This is a genomic window from Mucilaginibacter gossypii (genome assembly GCF_900100945.1).
In the GTDB taxonomy this organism is placed as follows: Bacteria; Bacteroidota; Bacteroidia; order Sphingobacteriales; family Sphingobacteriaceae; genus Mucilaginibacter; species Mucilaginibacter gossypii.
The window spans coordinates 89267-114128 of sequence record NZ_FNCG01000002.1 but is presented as its reverse complement, the minus strand read 5'-3'; the positions used below and the strand labels follow the sequence as shown (position 1 = coordinate 114128).

Annotated in this window: 13 protein-coding genes; all 13 read right to left on the bottom strand. The window is 43.5% G+C overall.

Annotated elements, in window-relative coordinates; genetic code table 11:
* Positions 1-37: 37 nt before the first annotated feature.
* Positions 38-3613, bottom strand: coding sequence for a family 43 glycosylhydrolase (locus BLS28_RS03920; RefSeq protein ID WP_091163002.1), 3576 nt, complete (start codon positions 3611-3613; stop codon positions 38-40).
* Between the two features lie 97 nt (positions 3614-3710).
* Positions 3711-6011: a S9 family peptidase gene (locus BLS28_RS03915; protein ID WP_091163001.1), complete on the bottom strand. Its 2301-nt coding sequence runs from the start codon at positions 6009-6011 to the stop codon at positions 3711-3713.
* 599 nt (positions 6012-6610) lie between these two features.
* Entirely contained in the window at positions 6611-8014 is a 1404-nt protein-coding gene (locus tag BLS28_RS03910; protein ID WP_091163000.1) for an aminopeptidase P family protein, read from the bottom strand.
* Positions 8015-8104: 90 nt separating this feature from the next.
* A complete protein-coding gene (locus tag BLS28_RS03905; protein ID WP_091162999.1) occupies positions 8105-9589 on the bottom strand; it encodes an aldehyde dehydrogenase (NADP(+)) in 1485 nt (494 codons plus the stop codon).
* Positions 9590-9784: 195 nt separating this feature from the next.
* A complete protein-coding gene (locus tag BLS28_RS03900) occupies positions 9785-12007 on the bottom strand; it encodes a putative Ig domain-containing protein (RefSeq protein WP_091162998.1) in 2223 nt (740 codons plus the stop codon).
* 25 nt (positions 12008-12032) lie between these two features.
* Positions 12033-13466 (bottom strand): APC family permease, encoded by a 1434-nt coding sequence (locus BLS28_RS03895; RefSeq protein WP_091162997.1) that lies wholly within the window; start codon positions 13464-13466, stop codon positions 12033-12035.
* Positions 13467-13530: 64 nt separating this feature from the next.
* Positions 13531-15330 (bottom strand): DUF885 family protein, encoded by a 1800-nt coding sequence (locus BLS28_RS03890; protein ID WP_256337340.1) that lies wholly within the window; start codon positions 15328-15330, stop codon positions 13531-13533.
* Between the two features lie 38 nt (positions 15331-15368).
* Positions 15369-16271, bottom strand: coding sequence for an AraC family transcriptional regulator (locus BLS28_RS03885; protein ID WP_091162996.1), 903 nt, complete (start codon positions 16269-16271; stop codon positions 15369-15371).
* A 426-nt stretch (positions 16272-16697) separates the two neighbouring features.
* Positions 16698-17942 carry an NAD(P)/FAD-dependent oxidoreductase gene (locus tag BLS28_RS03875; RefSeq protein ID WP_091163476.1) on the bottom strand — a complete coding sequence of 415 codons (1245 nt, stop codon included), beginning with the start codon at positions 17940-17942 and terminating at the stop codon, positions 16698-16700.
* A gap of 201 nt (positions 17943-18143) precedes the next feature.
* Entirely contained in the window at positions 18144-19145 is a 1002-nt protein-coding gene (locus BLS28_RS03870; protein ID WP_091162994.1) for a 4-hydroxyproline epimerase, read from the bottom strand.
* A gap of 6 nt (positions 19146-19151) precedes the next feature.
* Positions 19152-20090 carry a dihydrodipicolinate synthase family protein gene (locus BLS28_RS03865; protein WP_091162993.1) on the bottom strand — a complete coding sequence of 313 codons (939 nt, stop codon included), beginning with the start codon at positions 20088-20090 and terminating at the stop codon, positions 19152-19154.
* A gap of 122 nt (positions 20091-20212) precedes the next feature.
* A complete protein-coding gene (locus BLS28_RS03860) occupies positions 20213-21604 on the bottom strand; it encodes a SusD/RagB family nutrient-binding outer membrane lipoprotein (RefSeq protein WP_091162992.1) in 1392 nt (463 codons plus the stop codon).
* A gap of 25 nt (positions 21605-21629) precedes the next feature.
* Entirely contained in the window at positions 21630-24656 is a 3027-nt protein-coding gene (locus tag BLS28_RS03855; RefSeq protein WP_091162991.1) for a SusC/RagA family TonB-linked outer membrane protein, read from the bottom strand.
* Between the last annotated feature and the right edge of the window lie 206 nt (positions 24657-24862).

Below are 24862 nucleotides of genomic sequence, written 5' to 3'. Positions count from 1 at the left end.
TGCTTAGTTTCAGAGCCCCAAACAGCGGATTACATATTTATTTCCTGCTGATGAGTTTAAAATTGGAGAATTTAACATACGAGCGGTGCGGCCCGTAGGTACTATGGTAAAGGCCGATTTGCAGATCAGCACCAATTAAATCAGGCCTAACAACCGGGCTTCCGGGCAGATCGGTCCAATGTATGCCGTCGTTGCCGCTTCTGATGTAAAACACATCGTCCGACTTTTGGATCTGCAGGTAACGGTTGTAATTCCAGCCGGTTTGAGTATTGGTTTGCATGCGGTCGCCGGTTTTAAAATTGGTGAGCATATTGCCACAGTTCCAGGCCGGGAAAATACTGTTCTGGATCAGGTTTTCGCTTCCTTCAGTACCGGGTTGTTTGACTTTCCGTACCATTAATCCCATATCACTGTTGCCGGCCACCTTTTTTTCCTTTAAACCGCTTACGTCGGCTACTTCTACTTCGGCCACAAAATCACCCGAAACATTCCTGTATAAAAATGGCCCATAAGGCAAATTCCCATCCCAGTTTGAACCTTTTGATTCCAACGTAAGCAAACTATCACTGATAGATACTTTATTCTCCGGCTTGTCCCCGCCTATCAAACCATTCCATATAGTGCCGGTTACGCCATTAGTCACAAAGTCTCTATTAATTGTAAACCCATCTGCAACGGCATTAAATAAGATCGAAGCTGTACTCACCGGCAATGCCGCAGTTTTTGAACTTACATTACCATAGTTGTCTTTAACTTTAAAAGAGTAGCTATAATTTTTATCAGCCGAAAGCCCATAACTGATATAATGCGGATCAGCCTGCCAGCCGCTTGATTTGCTGTTATCTGTCTCGTTAATAAAATCATATTGGAGGTTTGATTTTACAGAAGCATATGCAGGCGCTTCCATTTCAACCATGCCGGGTGTTACAGCCGTCGGAGCAGCTTTAAATGCAAACGAACCTGCTATAGGCGGATGATAGTTCTGTTTCCAACCCAGGCTCAATTGTTTAATTTCTGCTGATGATAAGCTATGTTTATAGACCACAAGATTAGATACCGCACCATTAAAACCATCGCCCAGTAAAAGCTTGCCGGTGAGCTTATCTGTATTTGATATTGTTGCTATTATAGCACCATCTACATATAATTTAGCGGCATTGCCACTAACAGTTTTTATGACATAGTGCCATTGGTCCGCACTCAGATATTTACCGGCATTGATGAAAGCCCCTTTCAACGATTGTGATTTCAGTATCGCGCCGCTTTGCGTTGATGCGTTTTGGTAAACACTTAAGACTACACTATAACCTTTTTTGTTATTAATATCAACAAAATTATTAAATACAAGCGGGCTGTTGCCATTAAAACTAACAGCAATTTTTCCTTTTATATCCGTTACTTCTGCTCCCTGCCCTTCAGCAGATAAGAAAGCCCCGCCTGCATCGCCGTTATTTGTCCATTTTTGAAGCCGGCCATAATTAAGTTTTGCGGCATCGAGGTAAAGGGCAATATCAGATTTTGTAGGATGCAGAGCCCATTGTTTTATGACACTATCGGCCATTGGCCTGTTATAAACTTTAAGCGACGAAATAGCGCCTGAAAAATATGCTGAACGATTTGTTTTTGCCCCGATAATAAATTTATCTGCAAGCTGTAGAAACAGCATCTTGTTTTCTGCATTGTTCTGCTCGCCATCGACAAATAGTTTTTCAACTGAGCCATCAAACGTAACAACCACCTGGTGCCATTTGCCGGCTGCAGGCATTGTTTTATATTGAAAGTCGGAAACGCCAAAATGTTGTACGGCACCGGCTGTTTTATTGCTTCCGAAACCAAAAGTAGCGCTGCGATGATCCGATTCGCCGTTTGTCCAGCTTAATACCGGGTTTTCGTCTTTGATCAGATCGGCATAAACCTCGTACCATACTGTATAACTGTTATTACCTGCAAGCGACCGGGGCACCGCCACCGTTGATTCAAGCGACTGCGTACCAATAAACACCACAGCTTTTTTACCTGCAATAATATCAATAACCGGAGGTTTACCAGTTGCAGTAAAACTACCGCCCAACGCGCCGTTGTTAGTCCATTGAGATAGAGCTTCGCCCGCCTGAAGATTATCGGTGTTTAGGTTTACCAATAAACCTTCTTTCTCGTCTGGAGCTACAGCTTTTGATATTTCTTTTTTATCGGCAGAAGTAAGATCTCCGGTTACTACCCGTTCGCCATAAACTTTCACGTTCCAAATCGCTTTATATAGCCCCGGATATTCCGTGCCGGTAATTGTTAAGCGGATAAAGCGGGCCTGGGCATTTCCTGAATCTACCATCGGCGAACCATGTTGTTTGTTCTCCCTCCTGTCAGCAAACAACTTCCAAGTTTTACCATCTACCGATGATTCTACCAGGTATTGATAGTACCATGTTGCATATTCAAATTGGGTCAAAACCTGTTGTACCGTTTTTACCGAACCTAAATCGATGGTGATCCAGGCAGGGCTACGACTGTTATCTGCTGGTTTCCATAAGGTGCCATTATTATTATCAACCGCAAATGAGGGTTTATAATTTTCGTTGTAAAAAGATGAGGCAGTGACCTTTTTTTGATAAGCTTCGTCGGGAGCATTAATGGTGCTTTTTCCTAATAGCCCAACGCCAAGATGGGTAGGAACAATCTTTTCAATATTGCCATCTGAGTCAAACACGATCTTATCCGCACAAACCTGCCGGTGATAACCTCCGTTTGAATGCGGGTTATTATGGCGGTGATATACCATATAAAAATCATCCCCAACCTGCACTACCGACTCATGCCCAGGCCCGTGAATAGTGCCATCACTGTTGGTACTCAGCACCGGGTTATTTTTGCCGAACTCAAACGACCCCATCGGCCCGGTTTTGCTGATGGCGTATTGTACCCGGTAGGTAGAATCTTCGCAAAAACCAGACGAGTAGGTGAAATAGTAGATGCCTTTACGTTTAAACATAAAAGGTGCTTCAAAAAAATCTTTGGCAATGGTATTCGGAATCTTTGCCGTTTTGGCAAAGGTGTGCATATCTGCATTTAGCAAACCCACGCCACAACCATGATCAGGATAGATGCCCCAGGTACCCCAAAACATATAGATCTTGCCGTCGTCATCTTTAAAGGTTTGTCCATCCAGCGTAATCACCCCTGGGATAAAATAATTGGGGATCATTGATTTTCCATCGGGCATTAGGGGTGTCCACGGCCCGGTAGGGCTTGCTGACGATGCTCCATAGATATCAACCGGCTGGCAGTAGTACATGTAAAACTTACCATCGTTACCATTGATAACATCGGGGGCCCAATAGTAATTGGAGGTTGGCCAGTTCATATCATGCATGGTCCAGTTCACAAAATCTTTGGATGTCCAAACCTGTGATGGGCCATGCCCCCCGCCGTTGCCATCGGTGGTAGCATAAATGTAGTAGGTATCGCCAAACTTGCGTACAGTTGGGTCGGCAAAGTAGCCGGGAATAATGGGATTACCATTACCTGGCACTGTTGCTGATTGTTGCTGTGCAAAACTGTTTAATACAGCCAAACACATATACCAGAAAAGAAAAACCGTTAATTGAAGTTTATGCATTGTACCTTGTTACATAGGTAAAGCTAAAAGCTGAAGGCACAACGCCAAAAGCTAACTACCCTTTATCAAATATTAAAATACCTGTAGAGGATTTTATTTAATTATGTGCCAACTCATCCGTGTTTCTTGCAGGCGGCTCTGCGTTAAGCAGGTGCTTTACAAAAAAGTCGCGTTTCTTTTTACGACCGTAAGGACCGCCATCGCTATGGCCCATACCCGGCACCACCAGCAGGTCGAACATTTTATTGTTTTTGATCAACGCATCCGCAAAACGGAAGGTTGACTCAGGCGGAACATTGTTATCGGCCTCACCTACTATCAGCATCAAATCGCCCTGCAATTTACCGGCATTGGTAATGTTTGATTGCTGCTCATAATGCGGCCCAACAGGGTAGCCCATCCACTGCTCATTCCACCATTGTTTATCGATACGATTATCATGACAGCCGCAGGCAGATACCGCAGCTTTATAAAATTCAGGGTGGAATAACAAAGCACCAGCAGAATTTTGTCCGCCTGCAGATGTACCGTAAACACCTATCCTGCTGATATCAACCTGTGGATATTTGGCAGCAAGCGCCTGCATCCATAAAATACGATCGGCAAAACCGGCATCTGCAAGGTTATGCCAGCATACATCATGAAAAGCTTTTGAACGGTTGGCTGTGCCCATGCCATCCATCTGCACCACTATAAAACCCAGTTGGGCTATGCTTTGCATCTCATTCACAGCGGAAAAACTTTTAGGCACAAATGAATCCTGCGGACCGGCGTAAATATTTTCAATTACCGGGTAGCTCTTATTGGGATCCATATTGGCCGGGCGATATACCACGCCCCATATATCCGTCTTTCCATCCCTTGCCTTGGCAACAAACACCTCAGGCAGTTTGACGCCGGTAGCTAAAAGACCGGTCAAATCAGCATGTTCAAGTTCCGTAACCGTTTTCAGGCCGGCAGTGCTTTTGATTACAATACGGGGAGCAGTATTAACCTCTGAATATGTATCAATATAATATTTTCTATCCGGCGAAAAGCTTAGGCTATGATTACCTTTTTCGGGTGTAAGGTCAACCAGGTTTTTACCATCAAAACCAATGCGGTAATAGTGCATAAAGTAAGGGTCTTCACCAACATTTTTACCGCTTCCTTTAAACCAGATCTGTCTTTTCTTAACATCAACACTATCAATATCACGTACTACCCAATCGCCCTTGGTTACCAATTTTTCTTTGCCGCTCAATTCATCAACCAGGTAAATATGACGCCAGCCGTCTTTTTCGGTTACCCATACTATCTCATGCGTTTTTGAGGCATAATAAGTGTAGATCCTTTGCTCATAAATAAAAGTGTTTGTTTTTTCATCGATGATGTTACGGGTTTTACCATTGGTAACATCTACCTCGATAACCCTGAAACGCTGGTGACCGCGATCTGCCTTTTCATAGGTAAAATAGCGGCTGTCGCCATCGCGCCAATGCAATCGAGGCGCACCAAAAAAATCTATCTTTTCGGCATCGGTTTTTATCGCGCTTTTATCGGTGATATTGAATATATACTGCTGATACGAGGTAAACTCATCACCCGGCTGATCATATTCATGTGATTTCAGCACCGCTCTTGTGGTACCTGGTAGTGAACTGAGCAAGTAATAAACTTCTTTTGTTTTCTTAGAGTCAATGCGATAACCTACGATATGTTTACTATCCGGCGACCATGTAAGCTCACCGTAAGGCTTATCTAAATTACCATCCGTAGTTAACTTGATTTCGGTTGAGTTTTTTAACGATTTAACAATGATGTTTCCTCCTTTAACAAAGGCAGTCCATTGCTTATCGGGCGATACAGAATCGGCGCTAACACCTTCCCAACGGTAATGGCGTTCCTGTAGCGGCTTCTCGTTATCATAACTTTGATGTACCGTATCTGTAGTTTTAATGCATTGCAATGTGCCCAAATCGCACATAAGCCAGGTACCGCCTGTTTTAAATGTTGCCTGCTTTTTATCGGCACTAAAAAACATATCTTCAATACGGAAGCCGCCATCTTTCACAGGTTTGCCTGTTGCTTTGCTTACCTCAGTACTTAACTGACTGCTTTCAAAAATGGTTTTCTTAGTTCCTTTTTCAGGATCAACCAAAACATAAGCTGTTTGATTATTGGCAGTTTTTTTACCGTACCAGAATTCATTCCCCCCAGCCTGCCAGTTAGGCCTGATACCGGTAACAAGCGGAATCTTTTTTAAGGCAGAATCAAGGGCATCAGCTGCTTTATAGTTTTGCAGTACTTCTGCGTGGGTGGGGTAATATGGAGTAGCTTTAGTTTGCTGAGCCTTGGCTGATTGACCTGCAGCTGCTAAAAAAAAGGTTAACAGTAAAAATTGGTGGTACCTTGTCATAAGTTAATAGTGTTGCGTAAAGTTACCTAACACCACCAGTTTATATTTACATAAATTAACACATCATAGCAGGCATTTAGCAAAAGGGCCCGCGCCTTTTGGATGCGGGCCCTTTTGTTTGGTTAATGTCTTATGAAATTTCACGCAGGTCCAAGCGTTCTTCGCTTGAATTATAAAATCAGGAAGTGTCTATGCCTGGGCCGACAAGGCAGTCGACGGGGTTAACAGGGTTAACAGAAATTCGATTTTCAATCTATAAACAACTAATAATCAATCTATTAAACAAAAGACAGGGTTACCTCTAAATCCAGAGCTCAGTTGAAGTTGAATGCTGTTAGCTCAAGAAACTAAACGAACAAAGGATTTAAAAAATCATCTCTTTAGAACAATAACCCATGATTGGACACGAGTAAAGAATTAAACGCCGTATCGACTCACCCCGACATCGCTGCGCTCGTCACCCCTCTCTACCCAAGCGTAAAGAGGGGATTTTACTCTTCTTTCCTTTACCCTCTTTCCGCCAAAGGCGAAGAGAGGGTGGTCCAGCATAGCGCAGACCGGGTGAGTCAACTATGCGCCATATCACTTTTATTTATCCGCTATCCTCTCAAAGCTTCAATCTCCTCCCGGGTTTTAGGCAAATATTTACCTAATAACTGGCTGCCGGTATCGGTTATTAAAAAGTTATCTTCAATACGGATCCCGCCGAAATCACGATAGGTATTCAACACATCGTAATTAATAAACTCAGCGAATTTCTTTTCGGCCTGCCAGCGGTCTATCAGTTCCGGAATAATATAGATACCCGGCTCAACAGTAAGCACATAACCAGCTTCCAGTTCGCGGCCTAACCTCAATGATTTTAGACCGAAGACAGCAGTTTCTTTTTTCAAGGCATCGGTATAGCCAACATATTGCTCACCTAAATCTTCCATATCATGGGTATCCATGCCCAGCATGTGGCCTAAGCCGCATTGAAAAAACATGGCGTGTGCTCCGGCTGCAACCGCCTCGGCCGGGTCACCTTTCATCAGGTTTACGGCTTTCAGGCCTTCGGCCAATTTCTGGCAGGCTTGCAGGTGCACATCTTTGTAGCGTACACCGGGTTTCAGCATACTAATGGCATGATCCATTGAATTTAAAACCACATCATACAACTCCCTTTGGCGGGTGGTAAACTGTTTGCCTACCGGGAAGGTACGGGTCAAATCGCCGCCGTAGTGCATGGCATTTTCGGCACCAATATCGCTCAGTACCATATCACCCTCTTCCAGGATATTACCGTAATAGTGCGTGTGCAGTGTTTGACCGTGTTTAGTGATGATAGCCGGGTAACCCAAGCGTGAATCATTGGCTATGGCCACTTCATGTGCTTTGGCAACCAGTTCATACTCCCTTGTACCCGGACGGGCATATTTCATTACCGCCAGTTCCATGTCAACGCTGATGGATACGGCTTTCTCTATCTCGGCAACCTCCAACGGAGTTTTGATAACCCTTTGGGCTATAACCGCTTTTACCAGTTGCAATGAAACGCGACCAGCCACATCTTCCAGACTGGTGTTTAACCAATCGGCCAGTTTGATTTTATTTTCGGGGCGATAAGGCGGCAGAATATGAACCTGGCGGCTACCGGTTACCGCCTTGTGGATATAATGCTTTACATCGGCATAAGGCCTTGTTTGCGAAACGCCAACCAGCGCGGCCATCTCACTTACAGATGGTAAGGTGCCTGTCCAAACGATATCATCAATGGTAAGGTCGTTTCCAAATATCACTTCCTCACCGGTATCGGTGTCAATGATAGCTGCTAAACCTGCTACATCAAGTCCGAAATAATATAAAAAACTGCTATCCTGCCTAAACAGGTAGGTATTGTCTTTATAGTTCATGCTGCTATCCTCGTTCCCTAACAAAACGATGATACCGTTGGCGCCCATACTCTGTTTTAAAACATTGCGGCGCTGTACGTAAACCTGCTGATCAAAAAGTTGAAGTTTCATAATGCAAAATTAAACATGCCGGCTCTGTTGAGGAACCGGCATGTGCAAGTATAATTTAAATTTGATTATCTGATGATGATTAACGGCTCACTATTTCTTCCATTCGCCATCAAACAAGCGCCAGATGTTGGTTGGGTTGGCCTGTTGTAAGGCTAAAGGCAATAATGAATCCGGGCAGTTTTGGTAACAAACCGGGCGCACCCACCTTTTAGCGGCATTAATGCCTACTGCTGTAAAACGACTATCGGTAGTGGCCGGGAACGGGCCGCCATGCACCATACTGGCACAAACTTCAACACCTGTTGGTACGCCGTTAAACAATACCCTGCCTGCTATGGTCGGCAATAATTGCAACAGGTTTGAATGGCCCGCAAAATCCTCGTCGGTACCCATTACTGTAGTAGTGAGTTGTCCCGATACCGATTTTAAAACGTTGATTAGTTCCTGCTCGTCTTTACAGCTTACCATTAATGAGTATGGGCCGAACACCTCCTCATGTAACAGGTGGTTTTCAAGGAAAGTTTCGGCATTTACCAGGGCGATGGTTGGTTGAGCTTCAATGTCAACAGCTTCGGTAGCTGATTTTACCACACTTGTTATACCTTCCTGTTCCAAAGCCGCATGGCTCTTTTTCTCATAAGCCGAATGGATGCCGGCATGCAACATTTTGGCTGGTTTAATAGCTTCAATACCATTACCCAAAAGTTTATAGAAATTATCAAGACCTTCACCTTCAATAGCAAGCATTAAGCCCGGATTGGTACAAAACTGACCAACACCTAAAGTAATGGAACCTGCATATTGTACGGCCAAATCAGCAGCGTTTTCATTTAAAGTATCCGGCAAAAATATAACCGGGTTTATGCTGCCCATTTCTGAAAATACAGGGATAGGCTTTTTACGCTCTGACGAATATTGCAGCAGGGCTAAACCGCCAACAGTTGAACCGGTGAAGCCAACTGCAGCGGTATCATCTGCCTGAACCAATGCTTTACCGCTTTCAAAGGATGTACCATGTACATGTTGAAAAACATGCTCAGGCATATTGCTGCTTACAATAGCTTTTTTGATAGCCTGATAAACCATTTCAGAAGTTTCGGCATGGGCAGGGTGTGCTTTTACTACTACCGAACAGCCTGCACCCAAAGCACTTGCAGTATCGCCACCTGCGGTTGAATACGCAAATGGGAAATTGCTTGCGCCAAAAACAACAACCGGTCCCAGCGGGACAAGCATTTTGCGGAGATCAGGACGCGGTAACGGTTTCCTGTCGGGCAAAGCGGTATCAATACTGGCCTCAACCCAGCTACCTTCGCGCAGCATCCCTGCAAACATACGCAGCTGACCGGTGGTACGGGCACGTTCTCCGCTTAAACGCGGTAACGGGAGGTTAGTTTCTTCAGCTGCTTTTTGCAGTAGGGCATCGCCTACTGCTTCTATTTCATCAGCAATAGCTTCTAAAAACAGGGCCTTTTGTTCGGCACTTGTTTTTTGGTAAGCCTCAAACGCGCTTTGCGATTGCTGCATAATGATATTTATTTCTTTGGTGCTTTCTTCTTTAAAGTTGTTAGCCATGGCAGATATTTTAGTAAAAAACGAGGGCTTACGCCATTATTTTGCGCAAGCAAATATATTTAACCTTTTATGATATGTACTGAAGATTTCTAACCAGTTATAGCAGGATTTTATCTTATTTACCCAACACATCCTCAAAATAGATTAAAAAACGGTCAAGACATCCCGTATTCAACAAGCAGGTAATAGTCTTGTTTACATCAATTTATAAAACCTTACCCCGTGTGGCGGGATATTACAGGAAACAGCAGCAACATTTTTTGCGATATCTTTTTGCTGCCAGATATCCCGCACTACTTTAACCCTGCCTACATGAATGCTGTTAAGATCAAGCGTATACTTCGTGTATTTTTTTCTAAGATTAAAAATACCTACAGCCTTACTCCCATCTGCCAGTTTCTTAACCCAAACCTGGATCTGCTTATCGTTAATCATGCGTACGGCTTGCTTGCCTGCCACATCCTGATCAATGGCAATTACCTCCCGATTTTTTAACAGGTTGAGGGTAAACTCATCAAGCTTATCCATATCACAGCCAATAAGCAGGGGTGCCGATAAAAGGCTCCATAAGCTCATGTGGGTATATTGCTCATAAGGCGTTAGATTAGTTTGGTGAAGATTTTCGCCCCAGCCTACCCTGCCCAAAATAAGCATATCCGGGTCGTTCCAGCCTCCCGGTCTGGCATAGGCTGCATTATTGGTTTGACTGAAGCCGATGCCGTACAAGCTTTCCCATGTATCGGTAATATCCTCGGTTGTACGCCATAGGTTGCCATTCATTTTTGCGCCCCACTTCCAAACATCTTTGATACCGTACTGGCAAATGCTGTAAATAATATCCCGTGGTTGCTTTGCCAATTCATCGCGCATGACCATATATGGCTTTTGCTGGGCGAATAATGTGGTATCACCTGCCGTTTGGTCTGAGTAGCTGCACAGGTCGTATTTTAAATAATCAACGCCCCAGTTAAAGTAAGTGGTAGCATCCTGCCCTTCATACCCTAACGAGCCCAGGTAACCACCACAGGTTTTAGCACCCGGCGATGAATAAATGCCAAATTTTAATCCCTGTTGATGCAGGTGTGCGCCAAGTACTTTCATATCCGGAAACTTTTCGTTCGCGGCTATTTCTCCGTTTTGTAGCCTTGCGGGTGCCTGCCAGCCATCATCCACATTAATAAAATTCCAACCATAATCAGTAAGACCTTTATCAACCATAGCTTTAGCCGAAAGCCTTACCTTTTCGTCGCTCACATTTAATCCCCAGCAATTCCAGCTGTTCCAGCCCATGGGCGGGGTAAGCGCTAATAACTTACCCGATTTAATAGTTAGCGTTCGTTCGCTTTTTCCTAAAGTATTGCTTACGGAAACTGATACATTGTAATCACCTGCTTCAGGTGCAGTTCCTGTTATAATGCCTGTTTTATTATCAAGTACTAAACCTTGAGGCAAATTCTTAACCATATATTTCAAGGGCTGTTGTCCGCTTGCAGCAATTTTATAAAGTACCGGTGAGCCGGGATGAACGCCTAAAACTGAAGCGCCATTAATCATTGGCTTTAAAGATGCTTTAGGAGTAAGCAAATACGGCGCTATTTCGGCAAAGGTTTTGGTTTTGCCCGATGCCGCTTCGGTAAACTCGTAAAACAGTTTAATGCCTTCGCGGTGCGGAAAGGTAAGCGTATAAGTTTCTTTGCCCAGAGATGGAAGGTTAGCAGCTATTGTTTTTTCGGCGATTGTCTTTTCGGTCACTTCGTCAACTATCCTGTAATGAAACTTACCACTGATATTACTTTTAAAGCTATTGCCTACAGTTAATTTCCGGACAGACTGCGCGTTGGGTAGAAAGCTGATATCGGCTTGGGTAAAAACGATGCCATCAAATTTTTCCAGCATATCAATATAAGGAGCTCCCATAAAAATACCGCCCGAGCCGCCGCCATCATACACTTTTATGGCGATGATATTTTCTCCGTCCCATTTAATGGCCGGATCATTTGCTGCAACGCAATAATTGCGTACGGCAGGCCACTTGCTTATATAACCGCCTTTATCTTCAGGAAATGCACCCGTTTTACCAATCAGTTTGCCGTTAAAATAAGTTTCATCAACATCATTAACATGCGCAAGAAACACCCGCAAACTATCGCCCCAAACTGCTTGCTTTTTTAATGAAGATGGGATAACTACATGGATGCGGTACCAGGCAAAGCCATGATAATCCGGGTAGCCCTGCTCCTGCCATACATCGCCAACTTTGATACTTTTCCACTGCGTATCGTTGAAAGCAGCGTCTTTCCAGGCAGCATCATTCCCGGTAGAGAATTTTGCAGTGCCCAGCTTAATAAAATTTCCGTTTTGAGCGAAAGCTGCTATGGCGATAGTTAAAAGCCATAGCAGCGATAAGATCTTTTTCATGAATTGATATAATGAATGTCCCGGTCTACAAACTTTCAACCGGGAGTTCGGCGCTTTTGCGTTGCTTGCTGCCGCCTATCAGGTAGTAAACTGGGATGCCCGTTAAAGTAATGATTAAGCCAGGGTACGTATAAGCAGGTTTATATTTAATCAATAACAGGCAAAAAGCAATGCCCATAATGATATAAATAACCGGCAGTACCGGGTAGCCGAAAGCTTTGTAAGGCCGCTCGGCATTGGGCATTTTTTTTCGGAGGATAAAGATCCCGATGATGGTAAGCACATAAAAAACTACTACCACAAAGGAAATCATATCCAGCAGATCGCCATATTTACCACTCAGGCTCCAAAGACACGCAAACACACATTGCAACCACAAACCAAAACCCGGTACCGAGTTTTTATTAAGCGTCCCCACTTTTTTGAAGAAAAGCCCGTCCTTAGCCATAGAGTAATAAACCCTTGCACCCGACATGATAAGCCCGTTATTACAGCCAAAGGTTGAGACCATGATGAGCAGCGCAATGATCACAGTACCCGAACTGCCAAAAATATGCTGTGATGCAACTACACCTACCCTGTCCTTATCGGCGCTGGCAATGTCATGCAGGGAAAGCACGCCGGTATACATCACATTGGTTAATATATAAATCACTGTCACAATCAGGGTACCCAGCGCCAAACTTAAACCGATATTCCTTTTAGGGTTTTTAATTTCACCGGCAATAAAAGTTACGTTATTCCAGGAATCGCTGCTGAATATGGAGCCCACCATAGCCGATGCTATTGCACCCAGGGCAGCAATGGTGGTGTACGAAGCGATAGAACCATTTGCGCTGAGGCTATGCATGCTCCAGGCATTTTTCCAGTTCTCGTTCCATACCGAAGCTTTCAATGAGAATAATCCAAACACAATTAAGCCCAGCAAACTCAGCAGCTTAGCCATGGTAAAAATGGTTTGTACTATTTTACCGCTGTTTACCCCGCGGGTATTGATATAAGTTAAAAATACAATCACCAGGATGGAAAGCAGTTGAGCCGGGGATATGGTGACAAAACCAAAATCAATAGCAACGATGCTTTCACTTAATTGCGGAATGAGGTAAGCTGTAAACTTGGCGAAGGCTACACCCACGGCCGCAATAGTAGCTGTTTGGATCACCGTAAAAAAGCTCCATCCGTATAAAAAGCCCACCAAAGGGCTGTAAGCTTCCTTCAGGTAAACATACTGCCCTCCTGCCCTTGGAAACATGGCGCTTAATTCGCCGTAACTTAGGGCAGCAGTGAGGGTCATAAAACCGGTAATAAGCCACACAAATAGCAGCCAGCCTGCGCTGCCCACATTGCGGGTAATATCCGCGCTCACAATAAAAATACCGGAGCCAATCATACTGCCCGCCACCAGCATGGTGGCATCCATCAACCGCAACGAAGGCTTAAAAGAAGTGCTGTTCTCCATAATTTTTTTAGCTAAAAGCTGAAAGCATAAAGCTTAAAGCTTACCATTAATGCTGTTTTATTAACTATTTGCCTCTGAAGTCGTAGAACTTCCAGCTTGTTGTAAAGTCTTTAGTTAATGCTTGATTGGTCAATGTTGCCCGAAGCATCTCAACAGGAATCAGATTTTCCTTAATGGCAGCATCGTGGAATTGCTTATAGGTCATTTTTCCACTGTCAACCAGTTCTTTTCTCAATTCTGTCAACTGCAAACCACCTAACAGGTATGCTACCTGGTAAAGCGGACTATAGCCGCCTTCAAACGAGCGCCTTACCTCGCCTTCGGCATTAGCGCGTTCATGACCAACACGGTCAACCAAAAAGTCGATGCATTGCTCAGGTGTCCAGTTGCCTAAATGGTAGTTGAGCGAAAAGATGATCCTTGCACAACGGTGCATACGCCAAAACAGCATGCCTACACGTTCTTCGGGGGTTTTGGCAAAGCCTTTGTCGTATAACAACAGCTCCCAGTATAAAGCCCAGCCTTCAATTGCAAACGGGGTACCGAAATCCTGGCGATAAGCTTTATACCGGCTGTTCATAAAATACTGCAGGTTATGACCGGGAATCAATTCGTGCTGCACCGTCCCCCTTGAAAAGTAAGGGTTGTTGCCCCGCATGCTCATCAGCCTGTCGTCATACTGCATGGTATTGGTTGGGTATGAGATACTAATCTCCTTGCCACCGGTAAAAAACGGGTTAACCAACTGCCTTTGCGGCGACATCATCACCATGCCCCAGGTCTCCTCGGCCAATGGCGGTATCGTGATCAAATCGCGCTCTTTTATGAAGCTTAGTGCATCATTATATAGTTTAACAATTAGTTCGGGCTGATGGCCTACCGGCACATAACTGTTTTTTACTTTTTCGAGGGCCTTTTTCCAATCGCTGCCAAAACCCATTTCCTGCGATGCTTTCAGCATTTCCTTATCGCACCAGGCAAACTCCTTGTTAGCCAGTTTAATAAGCTCTTCGGGCGTGTAAGGGATCATCTCGGCCTGTAACTGATTAATCAGCTCTTGCCTGCCAATAGGTACGCCTTTTATACCGCTGCTATCGCTTTTTTGGCTGGTGTTCAGCTTTCCTTTACTAATGGCTAACTCGCTGTACCTTTCCAGCGCATTGTCAACGGCTTTATAAGGTTCAGGTACCCACCAGGTAAACGAAGGATCGTATTTATTATAGAAACCAAAAAAGTCCTTTAAACGGCCTTTCAAACCCAATAAAGCAGCTTTGGTTACTTTAGCCACCGGCATATCCACCGATGGAAGTTTACGATACGCTGTGGTATCTGCTTTAAGTTCTTTCAAGATCTTGTTCAGATCCCCTGCAACCTTTTCGCCATCAACAAATGTTCCGCGGCGGCGTTTTTGTTCAAGCGCGTAAATCTCATCGGCAAACGAGATGTATTTGGCTGCCTGGCTGTAAAGGTCTTCTTCCTTTTTCAGATCTTTCAGATCAAAGTTAATGCGCTTTTTCAGCAGGATATAATCAACTTTGCCATATATGCTCAGGGCATTAAAATCTGTTTGCTCCAGTTGTTTCAGATAATCGTTATCAACTTCAATGAGCCTTTTGCGCTGCTCGGGTGAATTAATGACATCTTGTTTGTACTGTTCTTCAGCACGGTCATTAACATTATAGGGCGAATAAAAATCGTGGATGGCATTCATGTCCTGCCCGTACCTGATTATGGTACCGGCTACTTCGCTGCTTTGCTCATACAAATTGCTGGATGGAGCAGTTTGTGCATTTGCAGTCAGGACACCAAAAGTAAGGGCATAAAGGGCTAAACCTTTTATGGTTGTTTTAGTATTAATAAGCACGATATATTTGGTTTGAGGTAAAGAAAATTAAGTAGCAATTAGCTTGCAGCCCTGTTAAGGCTGATAAGATTGTTGTTGTATGAGTCGAGATAGCCTCGCGGCGAGTTGCCTATGACACATTTGAACACCCGGTTAAAGTTGGTGATACTTTTGAAGCCGCATTTATAGGCCACCGTGTTGATACTTTCAAATTTATGGGCGATCAATTTTTTGCAGGCCTCGTTGATCCTGATCTCGTTCAGGAATGAAATAAAAGTATGACCAGTATGCTTTTTGAAATATCTGCAAAACGACTCCGGCGTCATGTAGGCCACCTTAGCAACATCCTCAAGTGTAATGGGCTCACTATAGTGCTGCATGATGTAGTTGTAGATATTACCAATCCTGATCCCTTCGTTTTCGGTTATGCCCGGTAAATTGCCATAGGTTGACAAAGGATCCAATTTGCTTTTGATATTGGTGAGCCCCTTAAGCAGATGGAAAAACTGGATCAACTGATCGGGCCCCGATGCTTTCTGCAGCGCGATCATGATCTGCGATACTTTGTCAACAACAGAATGAGGCAATTTGAAGCCCTGCTGGTGCTGCTGCATAAATATGAGGCTTGGCTTTAACTCGGGTAAATTAAACAGCGGTGCCAGCGCACCTTCAGGGTTAAAGAATATGGTAAGCGCTTCTATTTGCTTGTTCGCATTGGGCGCAAAGTATTCGGGATTACTTTTAAACACATGCGGCAGGTTTGCACCAATTAAAAACAAATCGCCTGCAGAGTAATCATGCATGTTATTTCCTGCAATCAAAGTACCCTCACCCTGCTGGATCCACGTGAGCTGAATTTCTTTATGACGGTGCAGGTAGGGGTAATGATAAGGTAAGCTAACCTTTTCTGCTATCACACTTTTATCGTGCGGAACCGGGATAGTAAATTGTAAAACTTTCATCTGCTACTTGATTATCACTTGTTGAATTTACAATTACTTAACTTAATTTGCTAACAAATGAACTTAAAAGGATAAAATACGGGCAATATTTGATAATTTATGGTTGGTACAGGTGCCAAAATTGACCGAAAAACCCATTTTTATCCAACAAATAGAAAGTAAATTAAATGTTATATAAACAATTAAAATCGAAATTATAGCCACAACAGCCACCATTTGACCGAATAAAATATTTTTAATTGTACAGAATACAACTATTGTACATTTTACACTAACCATGCATTTTACGCAGAAAACCCGTTTTTTAATCTGTTTTTTATGATACAAGTAATAAAACAGACTCTTATTAACGCAAAAAACCGTTCATCAGGGGTAAATGAACGGTTCCGTTTTCCGGCATGCCAGAAGGGTTATCAATTGTTTAAATTAAGATCTTTCAGGGGCAAATTCTTTAATATCAATAGAGGTTGGTTTGCCAGATATGATTTCGTTTGCCAGTAAACCCGTTGCCGCGCCAAGGCTCAAGCCCATCATACCATGCCCGGTAGCCACAGTAAGGTTGTTATATTGTTTGCTCCTGCCGATGTATGGTAATCCATCTGCAGATGAAGGCCGGAAACCGAACCAGATATCCTTTTGTTCAGGGACAGCAGGTTTTAAACCCGGGAAGTATTTTGGCACTGATTCTACAATACCTTTTACACGGTTCATGTTGATACGATCGTTGATCTTGTCAAGTTCCATGGTACCACCATAACGTAAACCACCATTCATTGGGGTTATAGCAACCCTCGCTTCGGCTAACAATGCCGGGATATGCATAGTTTCACTATTATCTTTTACATTGAAAGAATAACCTTTACCCGGCATCAGCAAGATCTTTAAACCCAACAATCTGCCAATAGCCGGCGACCATGAACCACCCGCAATAATGTATTCATCAGCAGTAAACTCTTCATTGTCTGCCAATACCCTGCTCACTTTACCACCTTTGGTTTCAATTTTAGTAACCTCTTTATTGGTAAGCAATTGTACACCAACGGTTTTCAGGTGCCTGATCAAAGCCGCCATCAGCTTATTTGGCGAAAGGTGTGCATCGCAACGGTAATGTACCGCGCCCAACACATCAAGTTCAAGCTTGGGTTGCAGCTTTTTACAGTCATTAACACTAAGCACCGCCATATCCAGGCCCAATTCCCTGCCCTTTTCGGCCATATGTGCTTCTTCCTCGCCAGCCTTTTCGGTTTTATAAAACATCAGGATGCCTTTTTCAACCAGGTCAAAATCAAAACCGGGCTCTTTGCTCAGGTCCTCATAAAGCTTTTTGCTAAGCAGAGAAAGTTCCGTTAAAGGAACAGCCGATTTTTCAACGTGTGCTGCATTGGCTTTCTTTAAGAATTTCAATCCCCATGAAATTAGTTCGGGGTTTAAGGATGGTTTTACGTAGAACGGGCTTTTGCTGTTAAACATCCACTTAATACCCTGCGAAACCATACCCGGAGTTGCCAGCGGGATAAAATGGCTTGGCACTATCATACCAGCGTTGCCATATGAGCAGCTATCTGTCATATCGCCTTTATCCAGCACAGTAACCTCGTGCCCGGCTTTTTGTAAGTAATAAGCCGAACTAAGTCCTACTATTCCACCTCCTATTATCAGCACCTTTGCCATTTTTATTTTAAGCTGAAAGCTTAAGGCGGAAAGCCGAAAGCTTGTTAATAATTCTTTTTTTAAACGTCCCATCAGGGTCTCTCGCAGAGGACCCTGATGTATACGCCATGCAGATTAGCCGTTCTGAGCATTTATTAGATGTTTAGAAAGCGTTGAACCTCAGGGTCCTCTGCGAGAGACCCTGAGGGAACGTGGATATTGTTATATCACCTGGAAACCGTGAGCATACGGATCGTCATCATCTATCTTAATGGTATTGTAGCCATATACTTTGGCCCAGCCTTCTACACTTGGTATAATGGCATCAATATCATTGATCTTAACCACGTCTTCAACCTTACCAATAAATTTACTGCCGATGATGCTTTCGTGAACAAAAGACTCACCCACTTTCAGTTTACCTTTAGCAAACCATTGCGCCATGCGGGCCGAAGTACCGGTTCCGCAAGGCGACCTGTCGATAGCTTTATCACCGTAAAATACCGCGTTACGTGCAGTTGCATCTTCAGATAAGGTAGCACCTGCCCAAAGGATGTGCGTACAGGTATTGATAGTAGGATCCTGCGGATGTACAAACTGGTACTTTTCGTTAATACGTTTGCGCAACACCTGGCTCCAGGCTATCAGCTGACCGGCTGTATAATGCTCGATACCTTTAAAGTTAGGCTGAGGATCAACAATGGCGTAATAGTTACCACCATACGAAACGTCGATAGTAAGTGTACCTAAGTCAGGGCATTCAACCTCTAAATCAGTTGCAGCCAAGTAGGCTGCAACATTCCTTAACTTTACAGAGGTTACTTTTTTGCCCTCCTGTTTATACTCAATCAATACAAGACCGGCAGGAGCTTCCATGCGCACAATACCCTGATTTTTAGGCTGGATCAGCCCTTCCTCAATAGCTATGGTGATTGTGCCGATAGTTCCGTGCCCGCACATTGGTAAACAACCGCTGGTTTCAATAAACAAAACAGCAACATCGTTTTCCGGATCATGAGGCGGATACAGGATACTGCCCGACATCATATCATGACCGCGGGGTTCAAACATCAGGCCCGTCCTGATCCAATCATACTCTTTTAAAAAGTGCTGACGTTTCTGGCTCATGTTGTCACCTTTAAGGGTAGGGCCGCCACCGGCCACCAGCCTTACTGGGTTACCGCAGGTATGTGCATCAACACAAAAAAAAGTTTTACTTGCCATATGCAATTATAACGCTACTTCGGTTAATTTACCCCAGCTGCCTACAGGCAACTCAGGCCTTGCAGCAAGTGCATCATTTATGATTTTCTGAACCTTTTCGCGCTCTGCACCAATTAGTGGTAAACGTGGCGCACGTACATTTTCGGTACCAATGCCGGTTGCAACTTCGGCCAGTTTAATGTATTGTACCAATTTAGGGTGAATATCCAGCTCAAGCACAGGTAAAAACCAACGATAAATCGCCAAAGCCTCATCATAACGTTTTGCTTTAACCAAACGGTAAATAGCAACAGTTTCTTTAGGGAAGGCATCAACCAAACCGGCAACCCAACCATCGGCACCCATCACAAGGCTTTCCATAGCCAGGGGATCAACGCCGGTAAAAATCTTGAACCTTTCGCCAAAACGGTTGATCATGCGGGTAACGTTTGATATATCACGGGTTGATTCTTTTACCGCCTGGATATTATCGTAAGCAGCAAGCTCTTCAAACATATCTAAAGTAACCTCAACTTTGTAATCAACAGGATTGTTATAGATCATGATTGGCAATTCGGTACTTTTTGCAATAGTAGTAAGGTAAGCGACCGTTTCGCGGGCCTCACTATTATAACGCATCGGCGGCAACAGCATCAGGCCATCAGCACCTTTATCAAATGCTTTTTGGGCGTAAGCAACAGCCGCTTTGGTAGTTTGCTCGGCAATGTTCAGTATAACAGGTACTTTTCCTTTTACAAACTCAACAGTATGTGTAAGCAGCGCGAATTTTTCGTCATCGCTTAAAACGCTTGCTTCGCCTAATGAGCCGCCTAATATAAATCCGTCAACGCCGGCCTCAAGCTGGGCGTTCAGGTTTATATCAAAAGCATCAAAATCAAGTTCGTCATTATCTGTAAATTTTGTAGTTACTGCAGGGAGTACACCTTTCCAATCAAAAGTTATCATTGTATATTATTTTTCACAAAACTAAAAATAGTATTAAATAAGTTTATTTAACAATTTAGCAGACAATAACCGTATTTTAACCAATAATGTCAAAATCGCGCGTATTGCCTGCTAAATAACGCCTATTGCGCATCCCACCAAACCCTGTCGGTAAGCTTAGCGTTTTGCTGCGGCTGCGGGTTTGAAGTCATTTCTGACTGCGGATACAACACCCTGCGTGGGATATCCGACAAGGCGTTTTTCACCTTGGTTAAAGCCGGGAATCCCGTACGCCTCCAGTCAACATAATTCTCCATCGACAGGAAGTTAGCTACAACCTTTTCCTCAATAATGAGCTTCATGGCATTGGCACTGGTAAGCGTTCCCCTTGAAGTTAAGTAACTATCCGCAACATCATCGGCAATACCCAGTTTTGACATGTGCGATTTAACAGCCAGCGTGTAAACCGGTTGTGCGGCGGTAGCCCCGGATATTACAAATGTAGCTTCAGCTTTTAAAAATAATGCCTCCGAGTAAGTAACAATATAGTTATTTGAACTTGTACTTGCATAAAAAGAGCCACCTAATGAGTAGGCCTCCAAACTGCCAATATCGTCCGAGCCGATCACTCTTCCGGTATATAACCCTGTTTCAATTGCAGGCGCTACCATTTTTGATACCCTGGGATCTTTTCTGCTTGCAAAACCATCAACAAATGTTGAGGCCAATACCAGCGTTGAGCCCGGTAAAAAGTTTTGCTGCCATGGGTTTTCGGCTCCGGCCCCGCCAGCGAAAGGCATTTTCATATCATCATCGTTACTTGCCATACCATTTTGAAGGGCAGTGAGTGCCAACTGTGCCTGTGCTGCTGCAGTATGACCGGGTGCTTTAGTAAGGTGCATGTAATAACGTGCCTTTAGCGTATAAGCCGCCTTTTTCCATTTGCTCATATCACCGGCGTAGTAAAAATCATCGCCAGTTGGCACGGTAGCGCTGCTTTTGGCGATATCGGCAATAGCATTATCGAGCAGGGTTTGGATCTGCGCATAAACAGATTCCTGGCTGTCATAAGTTGGTGTAACGTTGGCAATACCCTGAAAACCTTTTGAAAAGGGAACATCGCCCCAAACATCAGTAGCCGAGCCAAGTGTATAAGCCAGCAAAATCTTTGATATGGCTGCGTAATTCGCATTACCATCGGCTTCCGCTTTTTTGTTTAACAGTACAAGGTTATTCATCACTTGCGTGTAAAAATTATACCAGTCACCGTCCATATCCTGATGATACATGAGATAAGTGCCAAAATTTGGCGGTACCTGGTTTAAGGCTATGACCTGCAGGTATTGCTGTATTACTATCGGAAGGTTACCGCCGGCGGTGATATTTTGTGATACGGCAGCTTCAACCGGGGCCAGGATCAGTGATTCTTTAACATCGATAGGTCTGTTGGGATCGTGGTTTACATCAATGTATTTTTTACAGCCCGTAAAGCTTACCAACGCGCATGTTATTAACGTGATATATTTATTTTTCATGACAATTTCTTATTAGTGATTTAAATTATAGGGTAACTTTCAAGCTAAAATCAACTGATTTTGAGGTTGGGGTTGAGAATGAATAGATCCCCTGTGAACCATTTGATGAACCAAATGAGCTAACTTCCGGGTCGCCGCCGGTAAAGTGCGGTGCATGGATCCAAAGGTTGCGGCCCGTTACACTAAATGTTGCCGATTTGAAAGGGCTTTTACTTAACCATGATGGTTTTAAAGTGTAACCTAAACTCACATTACGCAGTTTAACATAGCTGCCGTCCTGGATAACAGACTCCAGCACACCGTTTGCGCGCTGATAATACGCCTGACCGTTAACTGCTACTGTGTTTGGTTGCCCGGTAGTTGCATTTACACCATCAACTACTCTTAAACCACGGTTTTCAGTAACTTTTGGCGTGCCATAGAAATAGCCATAGCCATCAACATTATTTTGAATATCGCCGCCGCGTTTGATATCAAAAAAGAAACTGAAATTGAATTGTTTATACCTGAAGTTGTTGTTAATACCACCAAGCCAGTTTGGGTTAATATTACCTACTATACCCTGGTTATCATCGGCATATGGAAGCCCCGAATCGTCAATCAATAACTTACCTGCAGCGTTACGAGCATAACGGGTACCATATATCACGCCGTAAGGCTGCCCAATAACGACATTGGTAAAGCCAATGTTAATCAATGACAGGTCTTTATAAATAGATAATACCTTATTCCTGTTACGTGTAAAATTTAAAGTAAAGTCCCAGTTAAAGTCGCGGCTTTTTATCGGGTTTACATTTAATAATACTTCAATACCCTTGTTACGCATTACTGCAGAGTTTACACTTGTTGCAGAATACCCTGTTGAGGGCGGAAGCGCCACAGTAGGTATGATACCACCATTTGTTTTTTTATTGTAGAATGAAGCCTCAAGACTGATCCTGTTATTAAAGAAACCCGCCTCAAACCCTGCTTCAAACTCGTTGATACGCTCGTTTTTAAGATTAGGATTGCCCAGTACATCGTTGATTAAAAAACCAGCCTGCTGGTTATAAGGGAAAGAGAGGTTCCGGACAGTTGCTTTATTATATGGGGTTAACAAGCTATAGGCACCAATGCTGCCATCGTTACCAACGGTACCATATGAAACCCTTACCTTGCCCAGATTCATGACCTTTGAAAATTCGGGGCTAAAAAACTCCGAGAATATGAAGCTACCGGCAGCAGAACCATATGGATAAAAGCTGTGGTCTATCGAAAGTACAGAGTTACCATCGTACCGTCCGGTTAATGACAATAGCAGAAAACGTTTATATTCGATATTTGATTGCAGATAAAAACCAACTTTTCGCTGCAATGATGAGCCTTCACTATAATTAACTGTTGATGCGGAAGCCATATTATACAAACCGGGTACAGTTAAGCCAACACCATTTGCGTATGTACTTTCACCATAGGTAGAGATCAGGTTATTACCCAGCACAACATCCACATTGAAATTGCCAAACTGCTTGTTAGCACTGATTAATAAATCATTATTGTACTGGCGGTAAGTAAGGTTCTGATCAACCAGCCTGCCATTGGGGTTTGACACCGACTGGGTTGATTCATGATACCTGTCCATTTCGGCATAAACATCGGCACCAAACCTTTCGGTAATAGTTAACCACGACAGGGGTTTATAATCGGCAGTAAAAGTTGGCAAAAACCGGTTAACGCCCGAATGGTTTTTGATGTTATCTAAAACCCAATATGGGTTATTACGTGAAAAACGATACAAACGCTGGGTGCCATCGGCATTTAAATAGGGCTGCAGGTTGTATGATACCGGCGCTGTAAAAATTGTCCAAACCGGGCTTTCCAGCGCATAACCTTCCGGCAACCTGTCATTTTGCGAATTGGAGTAATTTAGCTGAAATGTAGTAGTCAGGTTTTTAAGCACTTGTGCACTATATTTAGCGAAGAATGTATTACGCAAAAATTTAGTTGTTGGCACCGTACCCTGCTGGTTAAAATTAGAGTACGAAACCAGGTAAGTAGAATTGTTACCGCCACCGCCGATGTTAACAGTATTATTATACGTGTGGCCGGTTTTAAAAAACAGATCAGACTGGTTATAAACTTTTGCGGGTTGCCCATTTATTTTCAGGGTGTCCATGCGCGCACCCCATGATGTACTTGTTTTTTGATTTACGCCATCATAATAAATACCGTTTGTACCTTGCGAATACTTATTTTGAATTTGAGGCAACAACGGGTTTTCAAAAGAAAAGTCGGAAGAAAAAGTGATAAGCGGCTTTTGATTCAAAGCGCCGTTTTTAGTGGTAATAATAACAACACCATTCGCACCCTTTGAACCATAAAGGGCCGTTGCTGCAGCACCTTTCAACACGTTCATACTGGCAATAATAGAGGGATCAATATCAGCCAGTCTATTTGTGCCCGGGCCGGAGTTAAGGTTACCTGTTTCAGCATTATCAACAGGAACCCCGTCAATAACCATTAGGGGGCCATTTTCGCCATAAAATGAAGTTGCGCCTCTGATCACGATCCTTGCGGAGCTACCCGGCGTACCCGATGAGCTTGTAACCTGCACGCCTGATACCTTACCGGCAAGAGCATTTACCAGATTGGGCTCTTTTGACTGCGCAATCGATTCGGCTTTTACCTCCTGGGAGCTGTAAGTTAAGATCCTTTTGTCGCGTTTTATACCCAGAGCGGTAACAACAACTTCGTTCAGCTGTTTATTATCCTCGGCTAAAGCTACATTAACCTGAGCTTGTCCTGTTAACTTAATTTCCTGGGTTGCAAAACCAATAGCGGTTACCATAAGTGTACCCTGTCCGGTATAGTTAAGGCTAAACATACCACTACCGTTGGTAACAGAGCCGGCGCTTGTATTTTTTATTTTAACGGAAGCGCCAACTATGGGCTCGCCCTTCTCGTCGGTTACCTTTCCTTTTAATGTTACTGTTTGCGCGTAGGTGCTGTAACAAAACACAAACACACTTAGTAAAGGCAAAATGAACCTCTTTAGTAATTGTTTAAACTTCATAAATTAAATTTTGGGGTTAAAAACTATATATTACATGCTGTATTTCAGACACGTAAAACTATCTGCGAGCCGCCCCTTGTTTTTTTATGAAATTTGCCAATACTGCCCGTATCTTAACATTACTGTTACAATAGCATTAATTTGATATTATATTTATATAAAAACCCGTTAAAACGTTAATATATTGATAGTTAATTCGCAGTATC

Excerpts from the sequence above, each read along its gene's own strand:
- BLS28_RS03865 (WP_091162993.1), bottom strand. The coding sequence starts at position 20,090 with ATGATAACTTTTGATTGGAAAGGTGTACTCCCTGCAGTAACTACAAAA.
- BLS28_RS03870 (WP_091162994.1), bottom strand. The coding sequence starts at position 19,145 with ATGGCAAGTAAAACTTTTTTTTGTGTTGATGCACATACCTGCGGTAAC.
- BLS28_RS03915 (WP_091163001.1), bottom strand. The coding sequence starts at position 6,011 with ATGACAAGGTACCACCAATTTTTACTGTTAACCTTTTTTTTAGCAGCT.
- BLS28_RS03905 (WP_091162999.1), bottom strand. The coding sequence starts at position 9,589 with ATGGCTAACAACTTTAAAGAAGAAAGCACCAAAGAAATAAATATCATT.
- BLS28_RS03895 (WP_091162997.1), bottom strand. The coding sequence starts at position 13,466 with ATGGAGAACAGCACTTCTTTTAAGCCTTCGTTGCGGTTGATGGATGCC.
- BLS28_RS03910 (WP_091163000.1), bottom strand. The coding sequence starts at position 8,014 with ATGAAACTTCAACTTTTTGATCAGCAGGTTTACGTACAGCGCCGCAAT.
- BLS28_RS03900 (WP_091162998.1), bottom strand. The coding sequence starts at position 12,007 with ATGAAAAAGATCTTATCGCTGCTATGGCTTTTAACTATCGCCATAGCA.
- BLS28_RS03855 (WP_091162991.1), bottom strand. The coding sequence starts at position 24,656 with ATGAAGTTTAAACAATTACTAAAGAGGTTCATTTTGCCTTTACTAAGT.
- BLS28_RS03860 (WP_091162992.1), bottom strand. The coding sequence starts at position 21,604 with ATGAAAAATAAATATATCACGTTAATAACATGCGCGTTGGTAAGCTTT.
- BLS28_RS03920 (WP_091163002.1), bottom strand. The coding sequence starts at position 3,613 with ATGCATAAACTTCAATTAACGGTTTTTCTTTTCTGGTATATGTGTTTG.
- BLS28_RS03885 (WP_091162996.1), bottom strand. The coding sequence starts at position 16,271 with ATGAAAGTTTTACAATTTACTATCCCGGTTCCGCACGATAAAAGTGTG.
- BLS28_RS03875 (WP_091163476.1), bottom strand. The coding sequence starts at position 17,942 with ATGGCAAAGGTGCTGATAATAGGAGGTGGAATAGTAGGACTTAGTTCG.